Annotated in this window: 5 protein-coding genes; 2 read left to right on the top strand and 3 right to left on the bottom strand. The window is 66.3% G+C overall.

Annotated elements, in window-relative coordinates; translation table 11 throughout:
* Positions 1 to 6: 6 nt before the first annotated feature.
* Entirely contained in the window at positions 7 to 999 is a 993-nt protein-coding gene (locus AB0N05_RS34715) for an ABC transporter substrate-binding protein (protein ID WP_364702059.1), read from the top strand.
* A 58-nt stretch (positions 1,000 to 1,057) separates the two neighbouring features.
* Here the strand turns inward: AB0N05_RS34715 and AB0N05_RS34710 are convergent, their stop codons facing one another.
* On the bottom strand, positions 1,058 to 2,014 hold the full coding sequence (locus AB0N05_RS34710; protein WP_364702056.1) for an AEC family transporter: 957 nt from the start codon (positions 2,012 to 2,014) through the stop codon (positions 1,058 to 1,060).
* Between AB0N05_RS34710 and AB0N05_RS34705 the strand changes: the two genes are divergently transcribed.
* Positions 1,926 to 2,882 (top strand): thioesterase family protein, encoded by a 957-nt coding sequence (locus AB0N05_RS34705; protein WP_364702053.1) that lies wholly within the window; start codon positions 1,926 to 1,928, stop codon positions 2,880 to 2,882. The genes AB0N05_RS34710 and AB0N05_RS34705 overlap by 89 nt on opposite strands.
* A gap of 15 nt (positions 2,883 to 2,897) precedes the next feature.
* On the opposite strand, the gene AB0N05_RS34700 is transcribed toward AB0N05_RS34705, so the two are convergent.
* Positions 2,898 to 4,304 (bottom strand): serine/threonine-protein kinase, encoded by a 1,407-nt coding sequence (locus AB0N05_RS34700; protein ID WP_364702050.1) that lies wholly within the window; start codon positions 4,302 to 4,304, stop codon positions 2,898 to 2,900.
* Between the two features lie 37 nt (positions 4,305 to 4,341).
* A complete protein-coding gene (locus AB0N05_RS34695) occupies positions 4,342 to 20,682 on the bottom strand; it encodes an amino acid adenylation domain-containing protein (protein WP_364702047.1) in 16,341 nt (5,446 codons plus the stop codon).
* Between the last annotated feature and the right edge of the window lie 192 nt (positions 20,683 to 20,874).

Here is a 20,874-nt window from a genome sequence, read left to right as displayed (position 1 = left end):
AGCGTGATGATGAGGCCGTTGTATATTACCGTGCCGCGAGCGGCCGTGCTGGCCGGTGTGGTGCTGACTGTGGCGGGGCTGGTGGCGGGTTGCGGTGGCTCGGTGAACAATTCGGGTGACACCCACCCGAAGAACCTGGTCCTCATCCCCGGTGTCGCCAATGAACCGTTCTACATCTCCATGCAGTGCGGCGCACAAGCCGAGGCCAAACAGCTGGGCTACACCCTGGATACCCAGGCCCCCACCCAATTCGACGCCTCGCTACAAACCCCCGTCCTCACCGGCGTGATCGCCAACAAGCCCGGCGCGATCCTCATCGCCCCCACCCACGCGCAAGCCATGGCCAGCCCGATCAAGCAAGCCAAGGACGCCGGAATCAAGGTGATCGAGGTCGACACCGCGCTGGAAGACACCTCGATCGCCCTGTCCTCGATCGCCTCCGACAATGTGAAGGGCGGCCAGCTGGCCGCCCAAACCCTTGCGAAGCTGGTAGGCGAGAAGGGCCCCGTCCTGGTGATCAACACCAAGGCCGGCACATCCACCACCGATCAGCGCGCCCAAGGCTTCGAGGCCGAACTGAAGTCCAAATACCCCGGCATGACCCCACTAGGCGTGCAGTACAACAACAACGAGGCCGCCCAAGCCGCCTCCATAGTTACGGCGACCCTCGCCGCCCACCCCGACCTCGCAGGCATCTTCGCCACCAACCTGAGCTCCGCCGAAGGCGCAGCCACCGGCCTCCGCAACGCAGGCAAACTAGGCCAGGTCAAAGTAGTCGGCTTCGACGCCAGCCCCAAACAAGTCCAAGACCTGAAAGACGGCACAGTCCAAGCCCTGATCACCCAAAACCCCGGCGACATAGGCAAACAGGGCGTAGACCAAGCCGCCGCCGCCCTCGAAGGCAAGCCGGTAACCCGCAAAATCCAAACCGACATGATCGCCCTAACCCAAGAAAACATGTCCACCAACGAGCAATTCTTCTACAAGTCCAAGTGCTGATTGTCGGCCAATGCCACCAAGAACCGCCCCGGCCAAAGGCCGGGGCGGTTCTTGTCGTCTAGGTTCGTGTGATCACGACCGCCCAAATCGGCAACAGCACCAGCGCGAGCACCGTGGTCTTCACGACCACCGAGGCGGCCAGATCGACATCCGTGTCATAGGTTTGCGCGAAGATGAACAGGTTTTGAGGGCTGGGCATGGCCGCGATCATCACGATGTAGGCCAGCCACGGACCACCAATACGGAACCCCCAGTGCGCGATGCTCAATGCCAATAGGGGGAAGCCCACACACTTGAACCCGATCAGCCAATATTCGTCGCGATCGGCGCTGCGCAGCCGAAGTCCAGTACCGCCCAGATGCAGACCGAGCGCGAACAACGCGACCGGAGAGGCCGCGGCACCCGCCATTGTCAGACAATTCAGAATCGATTGCGGGACTCTCACCTTCGCGATATTGGCGGCGATGCCCGCCCAGCATGCGAGCACCAATGGCGTCGTCAATGCCACGATCAAGCCACGGCGTATCCCGCCCCCAACAGGAATATCGAGGTCGGTCGGATCGCTCGGCGTGTATTCCATGACAGCGATAACCACAGTCGTCAGCACGCAAACCTGAAGAAGGATCACCGGAAAGATCGGTGACACGTCGTTGAACAGCAAGGCAAAGACCGGTAGTGCGACATACGCCGTGTTGACCTGGCAGGCGGCCATGATCCGCAGCGCGATTTCCCGTGGCCCGCCGCCGCGCCATCTCCCGACGCACGCGACCGCGCCCGCCGTGACGACCGCTGTGGTCGTATACGCCGCGAGCGCGGGAAGGTTGAAGATGCTTTGCAAGTCCGCGGTATAAAGGCTGCCCGCTAGGTAAGCGGGGATGGCAAACCGGAAGGCGAACTCGGAGAAGGCCCTCGACACGCTCGCGTCGATGATCCGGCGGCGCGCGAACACTACTCCCGCCGCGAACAAGAACACCACCGGCGCAAGCTTCGCGACCATCCCGAGCAGATTGGTCACCTGCCCGACCCCGCCCATACCGTCACGAGTGGAATGTACTGGGCCCGGTGATCGCGGGCTGAGTAGGCTCGGGGGCACTATGGAAGCCTTCTATGTGCCGGACTCCGGGGACCCGAATCGGTTTCATTCGACTGAGTTGACCAGGGGGCCTTGGTCTCCTGATGCTCAGCATGCTGGGCCGCCTTCGGCTTTGTTGGGGCATGTGATCGAGCGGTGTGAGCCGCGGGAAGGGTTTCGGGTGGGGCGGGTTTCGGTGGAGATTCTTGGGCCGATTCCGATTGCTCCCTTGACTGCTGCGGCATGGGTTAGTCGGCCTGGGCGCAGTGTTGAGTTGATCGAGGCCACGTTGAGTACCGATCAGGGGCCGGTGCTGAAGGCCAATGCTTGGCGGCTGCGGCAGGCTGACCCGGAGTTGGAGATTCCGCGGGAGGTACTGCCGGTTGGCATCCACCCCGGCCCCGAATCTGCCAGATCCGAGCCATTTCCGTCCACTCAATCCATCGGCTTCCACACCGGCATCGAATACCGCTTCATAAAAGGCACTTTCGATGAGGCCGGGCCCGCCGTCTGCTGGATCCGGCTGCGCTACCCCATAGTCGCGGGCACCAGCCCTAGCCCCCTAGAGCGGACCCTGGCGGCCGCCGACTCGGGAAACGGCGTGAGCTCCGTATTGGACTGGGATCAATACCTTTTCATCAATACCGACCTGACGGTCACCCTCCATCGCGAACCGGCGGGCGAATGGGTGTGCCTGGACGCCACCACCTACCCCGACCGCACCGGCATAGGGCTGGCCGAATCCCGCCTCTTCGACGAGAAAGGCCCCCTGGGTCGAAGCACCCAAACCCTCTTCCTCAGCCCCCGCTGAGATGAGGGACGAGCGTTAGGTGGGGAGGTCTCCGGAGTAGGGGTTGGCGCCGGTGATTGTTATGCGGGAGTAGTGGTTGCTGAAGGGGATTACCGCGTCGAGGGTGACTGTTACGGGGTAGAGGTTGTAGTTGCCTGCTGAGCAGGTGGGCTTGCAGCTGTTCAGGTGTTCGGTGCCGGTGCCTTCGGCTTTGGTTGCGTCCCAACGGGTCCAGGTGAGGGCGTCTATGTAGGTGCTCGCGTTTGTGCCGCAGTTCATGGATGTGATGTGGTCTGGGCGAATTTCGGCGGCGGCATCGCACTGGGCGATGACCTGCGGCGGATTCACCGATTGCGCCGGGAGAGTGGTGCTGGATGTCGTGGCCTGGGTGGAGGTGGTGGCTGACGTGAGTGGATTGCCATTGCCGCGGGCGAAGACGAATGCCGCGGCTGCCACGGCCGTGGTGAGCGCTAGGACTGCGGCGGCGAGGGCCCATCGGACCGACCGTGGGGTGGGCGATGGCGGGCGCGTTGCAGGTTCGGGTGTGATCAGTCGCCGGTCGCTGTCCGGGAGCCGGGTCGGCATCATGTGGGGGGCAATGGTTGTGGCGTATGCGGCGGCCAGGACTCGGCGGGCTTCGGTGGCGAATTCGGTGCAGCTGGGGTAGCGGTCGCCGGGTTGTTTGGCCATTGCGGTGGCTATTACGTAGTCGAGGCCTGGAGGGAGGCCGGGGTGGAGTTGGCTGGGGCGGGGCGGCGGGTCGAGCAGATGTGCGGCGATGACCGCGGCTTGATCTCGGCCGGGGAAGGGCTGTCGGCCGGTGAGGAGTTCGAAGAAGGTGCAGCCGAGGGAGTAGATGTCGGCGCGGTGGTCGGCCGGTTCGGATCGGAATCGCTCGGGGGCGGTGTAGGCGAGGCTGGCCATCAGGCCGGAGGCGGTCATCGTGGCGTCCAAGGTGCGGGCGATACCGAAATCGGCCACGACCGCCCGTTCCTGTACGCCATCGATATCGAGCAGCAGATTCGCCGGTTTGACATCACGGTGGATCACGCCGTTCCGATGCGCGTGATCGAGACCCGCTGCGGCACCGGCGATCAGGCCGACGGCACGAGTGGAGGGCACGCTGTGCTCACGGGTGAGCAGCGCTGCAATATCGCCGCCGACTATGTACCTCATCGACAGCCACAGGGTGCCGTCCTCGGTGCTGCCGCGGTCGTAAACGGGGATGATATTCGGGTGTTCGAGGCGCGCCACCAGATCGACTTCCCGATCGAAGAGAGTGCGAACGGCCGCGTCGCCGACCTTGGTGTCACTGAGCACCTTCAATGCCACCAGGCGGTTCAGCCTCGGATGCCGGGCCAGATAGACGACACCCATCCCGCCGACGCCGAGCCGCCGCTCGATCGTGAAGCCGGCGAATATTGTTCCCGGTTGTAGTTGCACCCCCGCAATACCTTTCGGCTGACACGCGTACCTGTTTCTAGCATCCGCCCAGTTGGGGTGCGGCGGAACCGGAGATCAGGGCCTCGGCGATGCGACGGAGGGCGGGGGCTGAGGTCATGGCCCAGTGGGTGGCCTGGATGGGGTGGTTGTGGATTGAGCCGGTGATCGCCGCTGCCCAGGTTTGAGCGTTGACGGATTCCGTCGGATCGTCCAGGGCTGCTGTGAAATAGGTGAGATCACCGGTGTAGGCGCGGGGGTGGTAGGTGGCGGCGAGGGATGCGGAATCGAGGGCGGACGTGATGACTCGTTCGATTCGGTCGGGGCCGAAGGAGGCGAAGGGTTCCGGGAGAGCGGATAGGTGGTGGGCCAGTTCGGTGGGGTTGTCGAGGGTGATCGGTTGATCGGTCAGTAGGCCGCCGAGGAGGTCGGACAGGGTGGGTGGCGTCGCGTTGGGTGGTCCGGTGGGGGACGCGGTGGATAGGCGGCTGTCGAGCATCGCCAGGAGGGCTATCTGATGGCCCTCTGCCTGGAGTTGGACGGCCATGGCGTGGGCCAGGACGCCGCCGAGGGACCAGCCCAGGAGGTGGTAGGGGCCTTCGGGTTGGACTGTGCGGATGTGGTTTACGTAGAGGCGGGCCCAGTCTTCGATGGAATCGGGGAGGGGTGTGCCGGGGGTCAGGGCGGGGGATTGGAGGCCGTAGAGGGGGTGGTCGGACGGGAGGTGGGCGGCCAGACCCGCGAAGGACCACGCGATGCCGCCGAGGGGGTGGATGCAGAAGAGTGGGGCGGCGGTGGTGGTCGTGTGGGGGCGCAAAGGAAGCAGGATGTCGAATGCTGCTTCGGGGGTGAGGGTTTCGGGGGTGTGTAGCTGGGTGATGATGGCTGCGGGGGTGGGGGAGGTGAAAACCCACAGGACGGGGATCGGTTGGGCGAGTGCATCGCTCAGGTTCGCGACCAGCTTGGTCGCGAGGAGGGAATTGCCGCCCAGTTCGAAGAAGTTGTCGTCCAAGCCGATTCGGTCCACTCGCAGGACGGTGGCGAAGACTTCGCAGATCGTGGATTCGAGGCGGGTTGCGGGGGCGCGGTAGGTGCGGGTGGTGAGTTCCGGTGCGGGCAGGGCCGCGCGGTCGAGTTTGCCCACCGGGGTCAGGGGGACGGCGTCGAGGAGGACGACCTTCGCGGGGACCATGTGGGACGGCAGGGTCTTCGCGATCCAGCTGATCAGGGGCTCGGGGTCGAGTGTGCGGGCCGGGGCGGGGAGTACGTAGGACACCAGAACTGTTGCGCCGGTGGGGGTCTCCCGGCCGACGGTCACCGCGAAATCCACGTCGGGATGGGCGGCCAGCACCGCGTCGATTTCCTCGAGTTCGATGCGGAAGCCGCGGACCTTGACCTGGAAGTCGGTGCGGCCCCGGTAGTCGAGGGTGCCGTCTGCGTTCCAGGCGACGATGTCGCCGGTGCGGTACATGCGGGTGGACTGGTGGAACGGGTTGGCTACGAAGCTGGCGGCGGTCAGGCCGGGACGGTCGAAGTAGCCGCGGGCCAGTTGAGCACCGGCCAGGTAGAGCTCGCCGGGGACGCCGGACGGCACCGGGCGCAGGCGCGAATCCAGGACGTAGACCTGGCTGTTCCATTCCGGTGTGCCGATGGGGATGGAGGAACCGGTGATCTCGGCGACCCGATGGCTGGTTATCGACACCGCTGCCTCGGTGGGGCCGTACAGGTTGAACAGGGTCGCCTCCGGTGCGGCCGCCGTGAAACGGCGGGCCAGGGCGGCGGGGAGGGTTTCGCCGATGGCCAGGACTCGGCGGAGCGATTCCGGGAGGTCGCCGGTCAGCAGGGCATCGAGCATGGAAGGGACCGCGTGCAGGGTGGTTACGGCCTCGCGGGCCATCAATGCGTTCAGGTAGACCGGGTCGCGATGACCATCAGGGGCGGCGATGACCAGACGGCCGCCGCAGGCGGCGGCGGACCAGAACTCCCAGACCGACAGGTCGAAGGTCGCGGCGGTTTTCAACAGCACGGCATCATCGGCAGATAGGCCGAATTCGGCTGTCTTCCAGAGCAATTGATTCACGATTGCGTCGTGTGAGACCGTCACGCCTTTCGGGTGACCGGTGGAACCCGAGGTGAAGATGACGTAGGCAGCATGGTCGGCGCGCAGTGGTGCGTGGCGGTCCTTGTCGGTGACCGGGGTGGGGCTGAACGCGGACAGGTCCAGCTGATCTGTATGCACCACGGCCGCAATGGAAGTGGTGAAATCAGTATCGGTATCGGTCAAGATGCAGACCGGTGCCGTCGTCTTCAGAACGTAGTCGGAACGCCGCTCCGGCTGATCCGGATCGACCGGCACGTAAGCGCCGCCGGTCTTGCTGACCGCGTACATCGCGATGACCAGATCCACCGAACGCCGGATGGCCAGCGCCACTCGCGATTCCGGTCCGACACCGAGCGAGATCAGGAATCGTGCGAGCCGATTGACCTGTGCGTCCACTTCCGCATACGTGAATCGACTGCCGTCCGCGGCCACGAGAGCCACTGCCTCGGGGGCGGCCGCGACACTCGCGTCGAGTAGGTCTACCAAGGTCGAGCAGGAAGGCAGCGAATGAGCAGTGTCGTTCCACCCCAGCAGGATTCGGGAATTCTCCTCCACAGTCAGCAGGTCGATCGCCCCGACCGGCACTCGCGGATTCGCGACCACCGCGTCGAGCACCCGCAGGAACCGGTCCGCGAACCCCTGAACCGTCGACTCGTCGAACAGGTCTGCGGCATACGTGAGAACCCCGCCGATGCCCGAGGGCGCACCCTGCGCGTCGTAGGCGTCGGCCATGATCAGGTGCAGGTCGAACTGCGACAGCTGCCGATCGGTCGTCAACCCGGTCACCGTCAAACCCGGTAGCTCCATGCTGACCGGGGCCAGATTCTGGAACGACAGGCCGACCTGGAACAGCGGATGTCGTGCGGTCGAGCGCACCGGATTAAGGACCTCGACGAGTCGCTCGAAGGGGACGTCCGCGTGCGCGAAGGCTTGGACATCGGTTTCCCGCTGCCGGGCAAGCAATTCGGTGAACTGGGCACCCGCGTCGACCCGGGTACGGAACACCAGGGTATTCACGAACATGCCGATGAGATCGTCCAGCTCCGCCGCTCCACGACCCGCTATCGGTGTGCCGACGGCGATATCGTCCGTGCCGGACAGTCGAGCCAGCAGCACGGCGAATGCGGTGTGCACCACCATGAACAGCGTCGCACCCTGCGCCCGGGCCAGATCCGTGAGCGCGGCGTGAGTGGCCGCCTCGATATGCAGTTCCACGCGTCCGCCCGTGAAGGACTGCACGGCCGGACGCGGCCGATCACGCGGCAGCTCCAGCTGATCCGGAAGCTCGGCGAGCTCGCGCTGCCAGTAGGCGATCTGCTCGGACGCCATGGACCCGGGCTCGTTCTCGCTGCCGAGCAGGGCGCGCTGCCACAGCGCGTAATCCGCGTACTGCACGGGCAACGGAGTCCACTGTGGTGCATGGCCGCCGATGCGAGCGGCGTACGCCGACACCAGATCTCGCGTGAGCGGGCCTACGGAATAGCCGTCGCCACTGATGTGATGGACGACCATGGCCAGGATGAAATCGCCCTCGCCGACCTGCCATAGCGCGGCCCGCAGCGGCACCTCGGCCGTGACATCGAAGCTGGTCGAGGCGAGCGTCGCGACCGCCGATTCCACCTCGGTGGCGGCGATGGCGCGCACCTCGAGCCGCGGCACAGCGGCATCGGAGAGCGGCAGGACGACCTGCACCGGACCGGTTTCGAGCTGTGGGTAGACCGTGCGCAGAATCTCGTGCCGCGCAATGAGATCGGTGAAGGCCGCTCGCATTGCCTCGACATCCAGCGCGCCCGAGCGCGGGTCGGCGGAGCGTAGGCGAATCGCGATGGGGATGTTGTAGGCGGCCGAACCGGCATCGAACCGATTGAGGAACCACATGCGCTGCTGTGCCGGGGACAGCGGAATCCGTTCCGGCCGTTCGCCCGCCACCAGGGTGGGACGCGCCGGTGCCCCGGTGAGCTTCGCGAGCTCCCGAGCCAGTCCCGCGACCGTGGGTGCCGAGAACAGTATGCGCACCGGCACTTGGGCATCCACCGCCATGCCCAGCCGAGCGGTCACCCGGGTGGCGAGCAGGGAATTGCCGCCCAGCTCGAAGAAGTTGTCGTCGGCTCCGATTCGCTCCAGGCCCAGCACATCGGCGAAGATGCCCGCCACGGTCCGCTCGGCCGCAGTCGTCGGCTCCCGATGCACACGGCACGTGAATTCCGGTGCGGGAAGGGCATTTCGGTCGAGCTTGCCGACGGCTGTCAGTGGCAGCGCGTCGAGCACCACGACCGACGCGGGAACCATGTACGCGGGCAGCACGCGCGCCGCCCACCGCACCAACTCTTCCGAGTCGAGCGCCCGCCCCACCACATACGACACCAGCACCGTGGCCCCGCTCGGGTTTTCGCGGCCGATGGTCACCACGTGGCAGACCTCGGGATGCGTCGCCAGCGCGGCGTCGATCTCACCGAGCTCGATACGGAACCCACGGATCTTCACCTGGAAGTCCGTGCGGCCCATGCACTCCAGCTCACCGCCGACCGGCCCGGCGGCCGGTACGCCGACCCACCGCACCAGATCGCCGGTCCGATACATGCGGGCACCCGGAGGCCCCCACGGATTCGCGACGAACCGCTCGGCCGTCGCACGAGCACGCCCGTGGTAGCCGCGTGCGAGCGCGGGTCCACCCAGATACAGCTCACCCACCACACCGGGTGCGACCGGTTGCAGTCGATCGTCGAGCACCGCCGCCCACCCGCCGGGGACCGGACGGCCGATCGACACCCGTTCCCCCGCACGCAGAGTCGTGTACGTCGCGCCGATGGTCGCCTCGGTCGGGCCATAGCCATTGATGAAACGCCGTCCGGGCTGCCAGGTGGCCAGCAGCTCCGACGTGGTCGCCTCACCGCCCGCGGAAACCACCGCGAGATCGTCCAGGCCATCCGGATCGAGGGTGCCCAGCAGTGCGGGGGTGATGATCGTGTGCGTCACCCGCTCGGCGCGCAGCAGATCATGCAGTTCGGTGCCGCCGACCATGTCGGCGGCGGCGATCACCAGGGTCGCGCCGCTGTAGCAAGCGGTCGCGATCTCCTCGAGCGATTGGTCGAAGCTCGGCGAACACACATGCAGCATCCGGGATTCCGGCTCGAGCCGCAGCATGTCCGCCGAATGGCTGACGAGCCCGCCGAGACCGGCATGGGTGACGGTGACACCCTTGGGCAGACCCGTGGACCCGGACGTGTAGATCACGTACGCGGGATGCGAGAGACGCAGCGGCGCACGACGTTCCGTGTCGGTCACCGGGCCTCGTTCATGAGCGGCGCAGCTCGCGAGGGTCGAGGGGTCATCGAGCACCAGCCAATCGACCGCGCCCGGCAGGCCATCGACCTGCGCGGCGACGGTAATACCCACTGTCGCAGCCGAATCGGACAGCATGTACCGAACCCGGTCCACCGGATAGCCCGGATCGACCGGCAGATACGCGCCACCGGCCTTCGCCACGGCCCAGATGGCCACCACCATCTCGTAGGAGCGCCGGATCGCCAGCGCCACCACCGTTTCCGGCGCGACACCTCGATCGATCAGCACTCGCGCCAAACGGGACGAGAGCTGGTCGAGCTCACCATAGGTATAGCTCCGCCCGCCATCGCGCACGGCGATCCGATTGCGGCCGAGGCCGACTCCCTTGGTCAATAGATCCGGCAGCAGCCCGACGGTAAGCGGAATGCCCCCACCCATCCGGGTCAGGCGCTCGTATTCACCCGAGGCAAGTATCGGTAGCTCGCCAGCGCGAGTCTCGGGCCGGTCCGCGACCGCAGTCAGGACCCGGCCAAGCCGGGAGGCAAAGGCGTACGCCGCGTCATAGTCGAAAAGGTCGCGAGCGAACGATATTTCGCCATGCATTCCGTCCGTGTCGCCGTCGGACAACGACACCGCCAGATCCGCGACCGCATCCGGAGGGCTCTGGAACGAGAGCGCCACCTGGAACAGCGGATGCTGATCCGCCGCCCCCAGCAGTTCCGCGAGGTCGCCGAGCGGAATACCGGCGTGCGCGAACCCCTGTAGCTCGGTCCGATGCGCCTCCGGCAGCAGATCGATGAAGCGTGCACCGAGGTTGATCCGGTTCCGCAACACCAGTTCGGCCCGGCTACCGCTCGGCGCGGGCGTTCCGATCGCAATATCGTCGGCACCCGAGAGCCGGGCAAGCGTGACGGCGAATGCCGTGCGCACCAACGCGGTCCACGTCACGCCCGCATCATCGGCAAGTCGTCGCAGCCCGAGGTTTACCTCCTCGAGCACCGAGAACCGTACTCGCCCACGGTCATCCGGCCCCAAGCCGCAATGCGCTCGGTCCCTGGGCAGCTCCAGCCGACCCGGCAGTCCCGCCAAGGCATCACGCCAGTACCGGGACTTGGTGATCGAATCATCGGCTTCGATATCGAGCAGCAGCGCGACCTCGGCCGCACTCCGATCCGGTCCGGCAATGAGCTCGCCGAGCACCCGCCGCAGTCGATCGGCGACGGCCTGTGCGGTCTCCTCGGAAACCATGTCCCGCCGGTACTTCACCTGCACCTGCGTGCGGGAATTCAGGAAGACCAGCACGGTGATCGGATAGTGCGTGAAGTCGTCGGCTCGCAGCCCGTCGATCCGCAATCCATCGATGGCCCCACCGGCCTGCCGCAGTCCCTCGACGTCCACCGGGTACGACTCGAACACCAGCATGGTGTCGAACAGCTCGCCGCGCCCGGCAATGCGCTGAATGGCACCGAGTCCCAGATGGTGATGATCCAGCAGCGACGCCTGCTCGGCCTGCACATCGTGCACCAGGGTTCGGACCGAGGCGTCCCGCCCAGCCGAGCCGAATCGCACGCGCACGGGGATGGCATCCACGAACAGGCCGATCATCTCGCCGATGCCGTCAAGTTGTGCCGGTCGTCCGGAGATGGTCGCACCGAACACGACATCGTCCCGCCCGGTGCTACCGGCAATGACCAGGCCCCATGCCGCCTGAATGACCGTATTGGCGGTGACCTCGGCGGTCGCGGCGTAGCTTGTGAGCGCCGCCGTTTCCGAGGTGGACAGTTCGAAGTCGCAGCGGCCGAACCCATGACCCGTTGGGGCGGGCCACGCCAGTGCGGAGGCCAGCATGGTCGGCTCGGCATCGGTCAGAACATCCGACCAAGCCTCGCTCGCGGCATCGCGGTCCTGCCGGGAAAGCCATTGCAGGTAATCGCGGTAGGGCCGGACGGCCGGAAGCGGAGAGTCATCGCCACCGGTCGCGTAGAGAACCAGGAGTTCCTTCAGCAAGAGCGGCATGGACCAGCCGTCGAGCAGAATGTGATGCCCGGTCAGGACGAGGTGATTGTGTGCGTCCGCGCTACCCGACTCGGTGACGAACACGGTGAAGCGCAGCAAAGGCGCGACCGCTGGATCGAATCCGCGGCGCTGCTCGGCGGCCATCAGCCCCGCCAGCTGGGCCTCGGACACCCCTTCGACAATGCGCAGCGGCACCTCGACATCGTCTACGACGAGCTGCACCGAACTGCCGTCCGCGGCCGCCACGAAGGCCGACCGCAGGTTCGCATGCCGATCCAGCATGGTTCGAGCCGCACGTCGCAACCGGTCGGTATCCAGCTCGCCGATCAACTGCGCCGCCAACTGGATGATGTACGCGTCCACTGACTCGTCCAGCAGCTCCATGAGCACCCGCAGCGAGTCCTGCAGCGGCGACAGCGGCAGCACATCCGACAGCCCCGGATATCCGCGATGCCACCGGTCCAATTCGGCCTGGGAGACCCGGACCAGTGGCACATCGGAAGGAGTCAGCCCGCCCGCCAGGGGATTTCGTGCATGCTCGGCAAGTGCTGTGAGCGCGGCCTCGTAATCGGCGGCCAATTCTCGAACCGCGCCCTCATCGAGAATCTCGCTCGCATAGCCGAAGCTGAGTTCCAACCGTGGTCCCGCAGCCGTCTCGGCGGTGATCGCATTGATGTCGACCACCGTGCCGACGGGCAGCGCCGGGTCATACTCGAAGTCGAGCTCACCCAGGTCCGAAGTCGGCAGCCAACTCTGGTCGGCCAGATCGGCGGGCACACCCGTGCGCCCGAGATAGTTGAACCCGATCTGCCCGATATCCCCGGCGAGCAGGCCCGCCGAAGCCGGATCCAGATGCCGCAGCAGGCCGAAGCCGATGCCCTTGTCGGGCACCGCGAGCAGCTGCTCCTTGATCGACTTCACGACGGTCGCCAGGACAGCGACATTCGAGAGTTCGGTATTCGCGCCCATCGCGGACAGATCGATCGCGACGGGATGGACGCTGGTGAACCAACCCAGCGTGCGCGTCAGATCAGCGCCCGGCAGCACGGTTTCCTCGCGCCCATGGCTTTCCAACCGGACCCGGGTCACCGGCGCGTCGATGCCACGCCGTTTCCGCCAGACGCGCACTGCCAGTGCGAGAGCCGCGAGCAGTCCATCATTCACACCACTGCGATAGCGGGCGGGCAGCGTGGTCAGCACGGCTTCGGTGACGTCGACCGGCACCTGCACGGTGATCGATCGGACGGTCGAATGCGTATCGACAGCAGGATCGAGCGCTCGCGAGCCCAGCAGCGGATCGGGTGTGGCCATGGTCCGCTGCCAATACCCGAGCTCATCGGAACGGGCAGGCGCACCGGCGATTTCACTCAGCCCGTGCGCCCACCGCCGGAAGGATGTCCCGACCGGCGGCAAGACAATCCGCTCGCCCGCCGAGTACTGCGCCCAAGCCAGAAGAAGATCGGGGATCACAATCCGCCACGAAACGCCGTCGATCACATAGTGATGCGCCGCCACGACCAGCACATCCCGCGCATCGGATCTGCGCAACCAGGCGAAGGCGATCATCCGGCCACTCGCGGGACTCAGCGCACCCAATGCGGAATCCACTGCCGCACTGCCGATTCGGGAAAGCTCCGCCCCGTCGAGGTCGGCAGCCACCTCGATCTCGGCCACCAGCGATTCCGCCTCGACCGCATCGCGAGACACGGCCTCGAACCGCCACCGGCCCGCGTCCTGCCATACCCGCGACCGCAACACCTCATGCCGATCCAGCACCGCGTCGACAATCGCGACCAGCCCGGCGCGGTCGATGCCCTCCGGCAGTCCCAACACCATGGTCTGCGCGAACCGATCCGATGAACCGGCACTGAGGAATTCGGCGAGTACCGGCGTCAGCGGAATCTCACCGACACCACCGCCCGGCAGCTCCGCCAGCACAACCGGCGCGGCAGCCCCGCCCGCGCTCGAGACCCGGGCCAATGCCGCCACGGTCCGCTGTTCGAACACATCGCGCGCGGTGAACACGATCCCCGCCGCCTTGGCCAGCGACACCAGCTGAATCGACATAATGCTGTCGCCGCCGACCGCGAAGAACGAATCGTTCACCCCGACCGAGGGCACACCGAGCACCTGGGCGAACAGCCCAGCCAGCCGGGATTCGATCGGCCCCTGCGGCGCTCGGGACGCCGAGGTAGCGAAGACCGGTTCCGGCAAGGCCTTTCGATCGAGCTTGCCATTGGATGTCAGCGGCAGCTCATCGATCACGACAATGGCCGCGGGCACCATATGAGCTGGCAGAATCTCCGCCGCATGGGCGGTGAGCCGTGCGGCATCGACGCTGCGGCCTTGCGCCGCTTGCACATACGACACCAGCGCCGTCGCCCCGGACGGCAGCGTCCGCCCCATGGTGAGCGCGAATCCGACCTCCGGATGACCGCCCAGCACCGCGTCGATCTCCCCGAGCTCCACCCGGAAGCCACGCACCTTCACCTGCGCGTCGGTGCGCCCCACATAGTCGAGCTGCCAAAAGATCGACGGCAGTGCGACATTCCCGTCCCGCTCGCCGGGCGCGGCATACCAGCGCACCACATCGCCGGTGCGGTACATCCGCGCACCGGGCGCACCCCACGGATCGGCGACGAAGCGCTCGGAGGTGAGCCCGGCCCGATTGCCATAGCCCCGGGCCAGACCGCCGCCCGCCAGATACAGCTCACCCGCGACACCCGGCGGCACCGGGTTCAGCCTGGCGTCCAAGACCAGTGCGGACATGCCGTGCACCGGAACACCGACCGTAATGCGCTCTCCGGGAGCCAGTTCCGCGTACGAGGAGATAATCGTGGTCTCGGTCGGCCCGTAGCCATTGAGGTAGCGTCGGCCCGGCTGCCAGCGGGCCAGCAGTTCGGGCGTGGTCACATCACCGCCGACCTGCACCATTTCGAAGGCGTCCAGCCCGGTCGGATCGACGGTGCCGAGTACGGCGGGCGTGATGATCGCGTGCGTCACGGCCTCGGTGCGCAAGAGGTCGCCGAGTTCGACGCCGCCCACGATCTCGGCGGGCGTGATAACCAGGGTCGCGCCGACGGACAAGGCGCACAGCCATTCCAGGACGGACGGATCGAAGTTCGGCGAGCAGATGTGCAGGAATCGGTGGTGCGGTTCCAGGCGGTAGCGGCGTACGGCCTCATTGAGCAGGCCGCCCAGGCCGCTGTGAGTGACGGTGACGCCCTTGGGGATTCCGGTCGAACCCGATGTGTAGATGACGTACGCGGGGTGCTGCATGCGCAGTGGCGCAAGACGATCCGCATCGGTAACGGGTGTCGCGGGCTGCGCGGCGCAGCGACGATCTGTCTCGGCGTCGTCGAGCAGCAGCCATTGCGGGCCGACCGGCAGCCGATCGGCGTACTCGGTGGTGGTGATGCCAAGCATCGCGCCGGAGTCGGCCAGCATCTGCCGGATCCGTTCGGCGGGGTACGCCGGGTCGATCGGGACGTGCGCGCCACCGGCCTTGGCAATGGCCAGCACCGCCAGCACCATCTCATAGGAGCGCGGCTGCGCGACGGCGACCAAATGCTCGGGGCCGATACCGTGCTCGATCAGCACTCGCGCCAATCGCGAACTGCGGTCGTCGATTTCGCCGAACGTGATCGAACGACCCCGGTATCGCACCGCGACGCGATCACGGCCGAGCTCCACGCCGCGAGTCAGCAGATCGGGCAGCAGTCCGGTGGCCATCACCTGATCACCGGCGACATGAGTCAGCAATGCCAGCTCGTCGTCGCCGAGCAGCGGCAGGTCGCCGATCAACTGATCCGGTCGCTGCACGGCTGCCGCCAGCAGTCGGAGGAAACGCTCGGCGAAGACCTCCACGGTGCGCCGGTCGAACAGCTCTGAGGCGAAAGCGAATTCACCCGTGCCCCGATCCTGCTGAACATGCAGGGACAGGTCCAACGAATCGCGTACGGCGGGAGGCTGGTTCCCGATCGACACCATCGTCTGGACCAGCGGATGATGTGCGGCCGACCGGATCGGATCGAGTAGCTGGACCAGCCCGTCGAAGGGCAGCTCGGCACGTGTGAATGCCTGGAGGGCAGTGTTATTCGCCTGCCCGAGGAGATCCTCGAAGGAGGCGTCGCCCGGCACGTGAGTGCGCAGAACCACGGTGTTCGTGAGGGCAGCAGGCGCGCCGATCGCGATGTCATCGGTACCCGATAGTCGCGCAAGAAGCACCGCGAATGCCGCGTGCACGACGGTGAACACAGTGGTGTTCCGCGACTGTGCAAGCTCTCGCACTCGTTGCTGAAGCTCCGCACCGAACTCGAAGCCGAAGACCTCGGTGGTAATGGCCGCAGCCCGGGGGCGATCCACCGGCAGGTTCAACTCGTCCGGCACCCCCGCCAGCGCACCTCGCCAGTACCGCGTCTGCGCGATCACGTCATTGCGGGCATCGACCAGTTCATCGAGCTCGGCGGGAGTGCGTTCCGGCATGGCGACGAGCTCGCCGAGAAGCGATCGCAGCCGATCCGCGAGGGCCTGCGCGGTCGCCGCATCGACCAGATCACGCCGATGCTGCACCGCAATCCGCAGCCGGGGACCCAACTCGACCTCGACCGCGACCGGATAGTGGGTGAAGTTGACCGCTTGCAGATCATTGATCTCCAAGCCGTCGATCGTGCCGTAGGCATCGCGCAAGCCCGCGGCGTCGACGGGGTAGGACTCGAAAGCCATCAGCGAGTCGAACAATTCGCCCGCACCGGCAATGCGCTGAATCTCGGCCAGTCCGAGGTGATGGCAGTCGAGCAGCGAAACCTGTTCGGACTGAAGCCGACTCAAAAGAATCCGCACCGGTGCGTCGGCATCGAATCGAACCCGGACCGGAATGGTGTTCGCGAACAGCCCGACCATATCGTCGACACCGTCGAGCTGCGGCGGACGCCCGGAAACCACAGCGCCGAAGACGATATCGTCACGGCCGGTGCACGCCGCGAGCACCAGTCCCCAGGCCGCCTGGACCACGGTATTGACGGTGACCTCGGTCGCCGAGGCGAATGCCACCAGCGCCGCCGTCTCGGACTCCGACAGTACGGCCGCACACACCCCATGGCCAATGGCGGCCGACGCGGGCGGGGCCAATGCCTCGGCCACCCGGGTGGGAGTCACCTCGGCCAGAGCCTCGCGCCAATTATCCAGTGCGGCTTCGCGATCGCGCTGCGTCAGCCACGCAATATAGTCGCGATACGGCCGCACGCGCGGCAGCACCGACGAATCACCGCCTGTCGCATAGGAAACCAGGAGTTCCTTCATGAGCAGCGGCATTGACCAGCCGTCGAGCAGCAGGTGATGCGCGGTCAAGACCAGATGGGTACGTCCGGATTCGGTGCGGTACACCGTGAATCGCAGCAGCGGTGCGACCGCGAGATCGAATCCGCGGGATTGTTCGGCGGCCAGCAGTACACCGGCATCCGCATCCGGAGTATCGATGACCTGCCACGGCACGGCCACGCTCTCGGTCACGATCTGCACCGGAGTGCCGTCGGCCGTGGCCCCGAATGCGGTGCGCAGAATGGCGTGCCGGTCCAACATCACCTGCGCGGCCCGGCGCAAGCGATCCAGATCGATCACACCGGACAACTCCATTGCCCACTGCAAAAGATAGGGGTCCGAATCCTCGGAAACCTGTGTGAGGAACAGTAATCCGAGTTGCAGTGGTGACAGCGGCAGAACATCGGCCAGCCCCGGATACTCCCGATGCCAGCGATCGAGTTCGCCCTGAGTCGTCCGCACCAGCGGGACATCCGCCGGTGTGAGTCCACCGGCCGCCGGATCATGCACATGCCCGGCGAGCATGGTCAGCGCGGCCACCCAGTATTCGGCCAGCTCGCGCACGGCGGGCTCGTCGAGAATCTCGGAGGCATAGGCGAACGACGCGGAAAGCTGTGCACCGGAATCGGTGTCGGTCACGATCGCATTGATATCCACCACGGCCGCCGCGGGCAGCTCCGGATCCTGAGCGGCTCCGGGCTCACCCCAGGCATTGGTGGGCAGCCAGCTTCCGTCCGTGAGCGCCTCGGGCACATCGCCCGTGGAGATGCGGCCGAGATAGTTGAAGCCGATCTGGCCGAGCGCCCCGTCGAGTTCGCCCGCGGTCGCGGTGTCGAGGTGCCGCAGCATGCCGAAGCCAATGCCATTGTCCGGCACCGCGAGCAGCTGTTCCTTCACGGCCTTGAGCACCGCGCCAGTCGCGTCACCACCCAACCAGGCAGCATCGGCATCGATGCCGGACAGGTCGAGCGCCACCGGGTACATGGTGGTGAACCAGCCGATGGTGCGATTCAGGTCGGCACCGGCGACGACATGCTCTTCCCGACCGTGTCCCTCGAGTCGGATGCGGGTCGCCACGGCATCGACGCCCCGATCCCGCCGCCATGCGCGCACCGCCAGCGCCAGCGCCGCGAGCAGGCCGTCATTGCCGCCACCTCGATACAGATTGTGCAGCTCGGTCAGCACCGCATGGGTGACCTCGGCGGCCACCGTGACGCTGAAATGCCGCACTGTCGAAGAAGTGTCGAGGGTCGGGTCGAGGGCACGTGCGCCCAGCAGTGGATCGGCGACGGTCAGGACCCGCCGCCAGAAGGGCCGCTCCTCGGTGCGGTCCGCCTCGATCTGACCGTGTGCCCAGCGCCGGAACGACGTGCCGACACCCGGCAGCGTGATCCGATGCCCACCGGCATGCTGTGCCCAGGCAGCCACCAAGTCCGAAATCAGAATGCGCCACGAAACACCGTCGATCACATAGTGATTGGCCGCGACGATCAGCACATCCGGGCCGTCCGGTCGAGACAGCCAGGTGAACGCGACCATTCGTGCGGCCGCCGGATCCAAGGTGTCCAGAGCGGAATCCATTGCCACACTGGCAAAGTCGCTCAGGCCATCAATATCCAGACCGGCGGGCGCATCGGCATGGCTGATCAGCCCACCCACATCCACCGCACCCGGCGGCAGGGTGCGCAGCTGCCACTCACCCTCGGCGAACCGCAGCTCCGCACGCAACATGTCGTGGTGATCCAGTACCGCGGCGAGCGTGGTCACCAGCCCAGTCCGGTCGATGTGCTCAGGCAGCGCGAGCACCATCTGCTGGGTGAACCGCCCGAACGATCGCCCGCCGCCGAGATGTGCGGCCAGCACCGGAGTCAAAGGCACATCCCCGACGCCACCGCCGGGCAGCTCCGCGAGCGTCGCCACCGGCTCGGTCCCGATCACCGCGACCCTGGCCAGCCCGGCAACGGTGCGATGCTCGAACACATCCCGGGGCGTGAACACCATGCCCGCCGCCCGCGCCCGCGACACCAGCTGGATCGACAGAATGCTGTCGCCGCCCACGGCGAAGAACGAGTCCTCCGCACCGACCGGCACCCCGAGTACCTGTGTGAACAGCTCGGCGAGCAGGGTTTCCACCGGCCCGTCCGGCGCACGCGACACCGTGCTCTCGAAGACCGGCTCGGGCAGTGCCTGCCGATCGAGCTTTCCATTGGCGTTCAAGGGAATCGCGTCGAGCGTGACAATGGCCGAAGGCACCATATGTCCGGGCAGCGATGCTCCCGCGAAGCGCGCGAGCTCTCCATCCGCGATGGCTATCCCATTGCGCGGCAATACATACGACACCAACATGGTCGCCCCCGAGGGCGCGACCTTCCCGAGCGTGGCGGCGAACTCGATATCGTGATGCCGGGTCAGCGCGGCATCGATCTCACCGAGCTCGATCCGGAACCCGCGGATCTTCACCTGGAAGTCCGAGCGACCCACATACTCGATGGACCCATCGGCCGAGCGGCGCACCAGATCTCCGGTGCGATACATGCGCGCTCCGGGTGTCCCGCAGAATGGCCCGGCCACGAATCGCTCCGCCGTGAGGCCCGCCCGCCCCAGATACCCTTGCGCCAGTGCGGGTCCGGAGAGATACAGCTCGCCGATCACATCGGCGGGCACGGGCCGCAATCGCGAATCCAATACCACCGCACCGATTCCCGCGAGAGCGGGCCCGATCGTAATGGCCTCTCCGGACGACAATTCCGTGCTGCTCGTCGCGAGAATGGTTGCCTCGGTGGGGCCGTACGCATTGAAGAACGACCGTCCGTCCGCCCACCGCTCGACCAGCCCCGGCCCGAACGCATCACCCGCGACGACCACCACCCGCAGCGCGTCCAGCCCGGCCGGATCCACCGTCTCCAGCGCCGCCGGGGTAATGAGCATGTGCGTCACCCGCTCACGCCGCAGCAGCTCGGCAAGCTCGGACCCGCCGAACGCCGTGGCGGGGGAGATGACCAGCGTCGCGCCGGAGCTGAATGTCAGTAGCAGTTCGAGCACGGACACGTCGAAGTTCGGCGAACACACGTGCAGCACACGCGCATTGCCGTCCACCGCATACCGCTCCCGCGTGGTGGCGACCAGGTTCCCCAGACCCGCATGGGTCACCACAACGCCCTTAGGGCGGCCAGTGGACCCGGAGGTATAGATGACGTATGCCGGATGCTGCTCGCTCAGCGTGCGCACCCGATCGACATACGAGATCGGATGCGTGGCCCGAGCCGCCACCCCAGCCTGAAATTCCGGCTCGTCGAGATCGATCCATTCGATTCCGCTATCAAGCTGCGAACGATGCGTCGAATGCGTAAGTCCCAGTACCGCTCGCGAGTCGGTGACGATGAATGCGCCGCGCTCGGCCGGAAGCGTCGGATCCACCGGCACATAGGCCGCACCGGTCTTGGCGATCGCCCACACCGCCAGCACGGATTCGATCGACCGGGCGAACCCGACCGCGACCACATCCCCGGGTCCGACGCCCCGCGAGATCAATTCCCGCGCCAGCTGCGAGGAGGATTCGTCAAGCTCCCGATAGCTGAGCTCCCGACGATCGCCGCCCGTACTCGGGTTATAGCTGATGGCAATGGATTCGGCCGCCGATTCGACGGTCGCGGTCAGCAACTGCGCGAAGAGCGGGCTACCCGACCTGCGACGAACACGCTCTCGAACGGTACGACGAACCCTATCCATCCGAGTACTGCGTTCCTCTCACATCGAGCCCGCGGGTGTAGTGATACCGACGGACTCGGCAACCTCCGGTGCGCGTTAGCGGACCGATGCGAAAGCCGAGGGAACATCGATTCTTAGGGCAAT

The sequence above is a fragment of the Nocardia sp. NPDC051030 genome, assembly GCF_040683015.1.
GTDB lineage: Bacteria > Actinomycetota > Actinomycetes > Mycobacteriales > Mycobacteriaceae > Nocardia.
The sequence above is the reverse complement of the archived record's forward strand: the minus strand, read 5'-3'. Positions and strand labels throughout refer to the sequence as shown.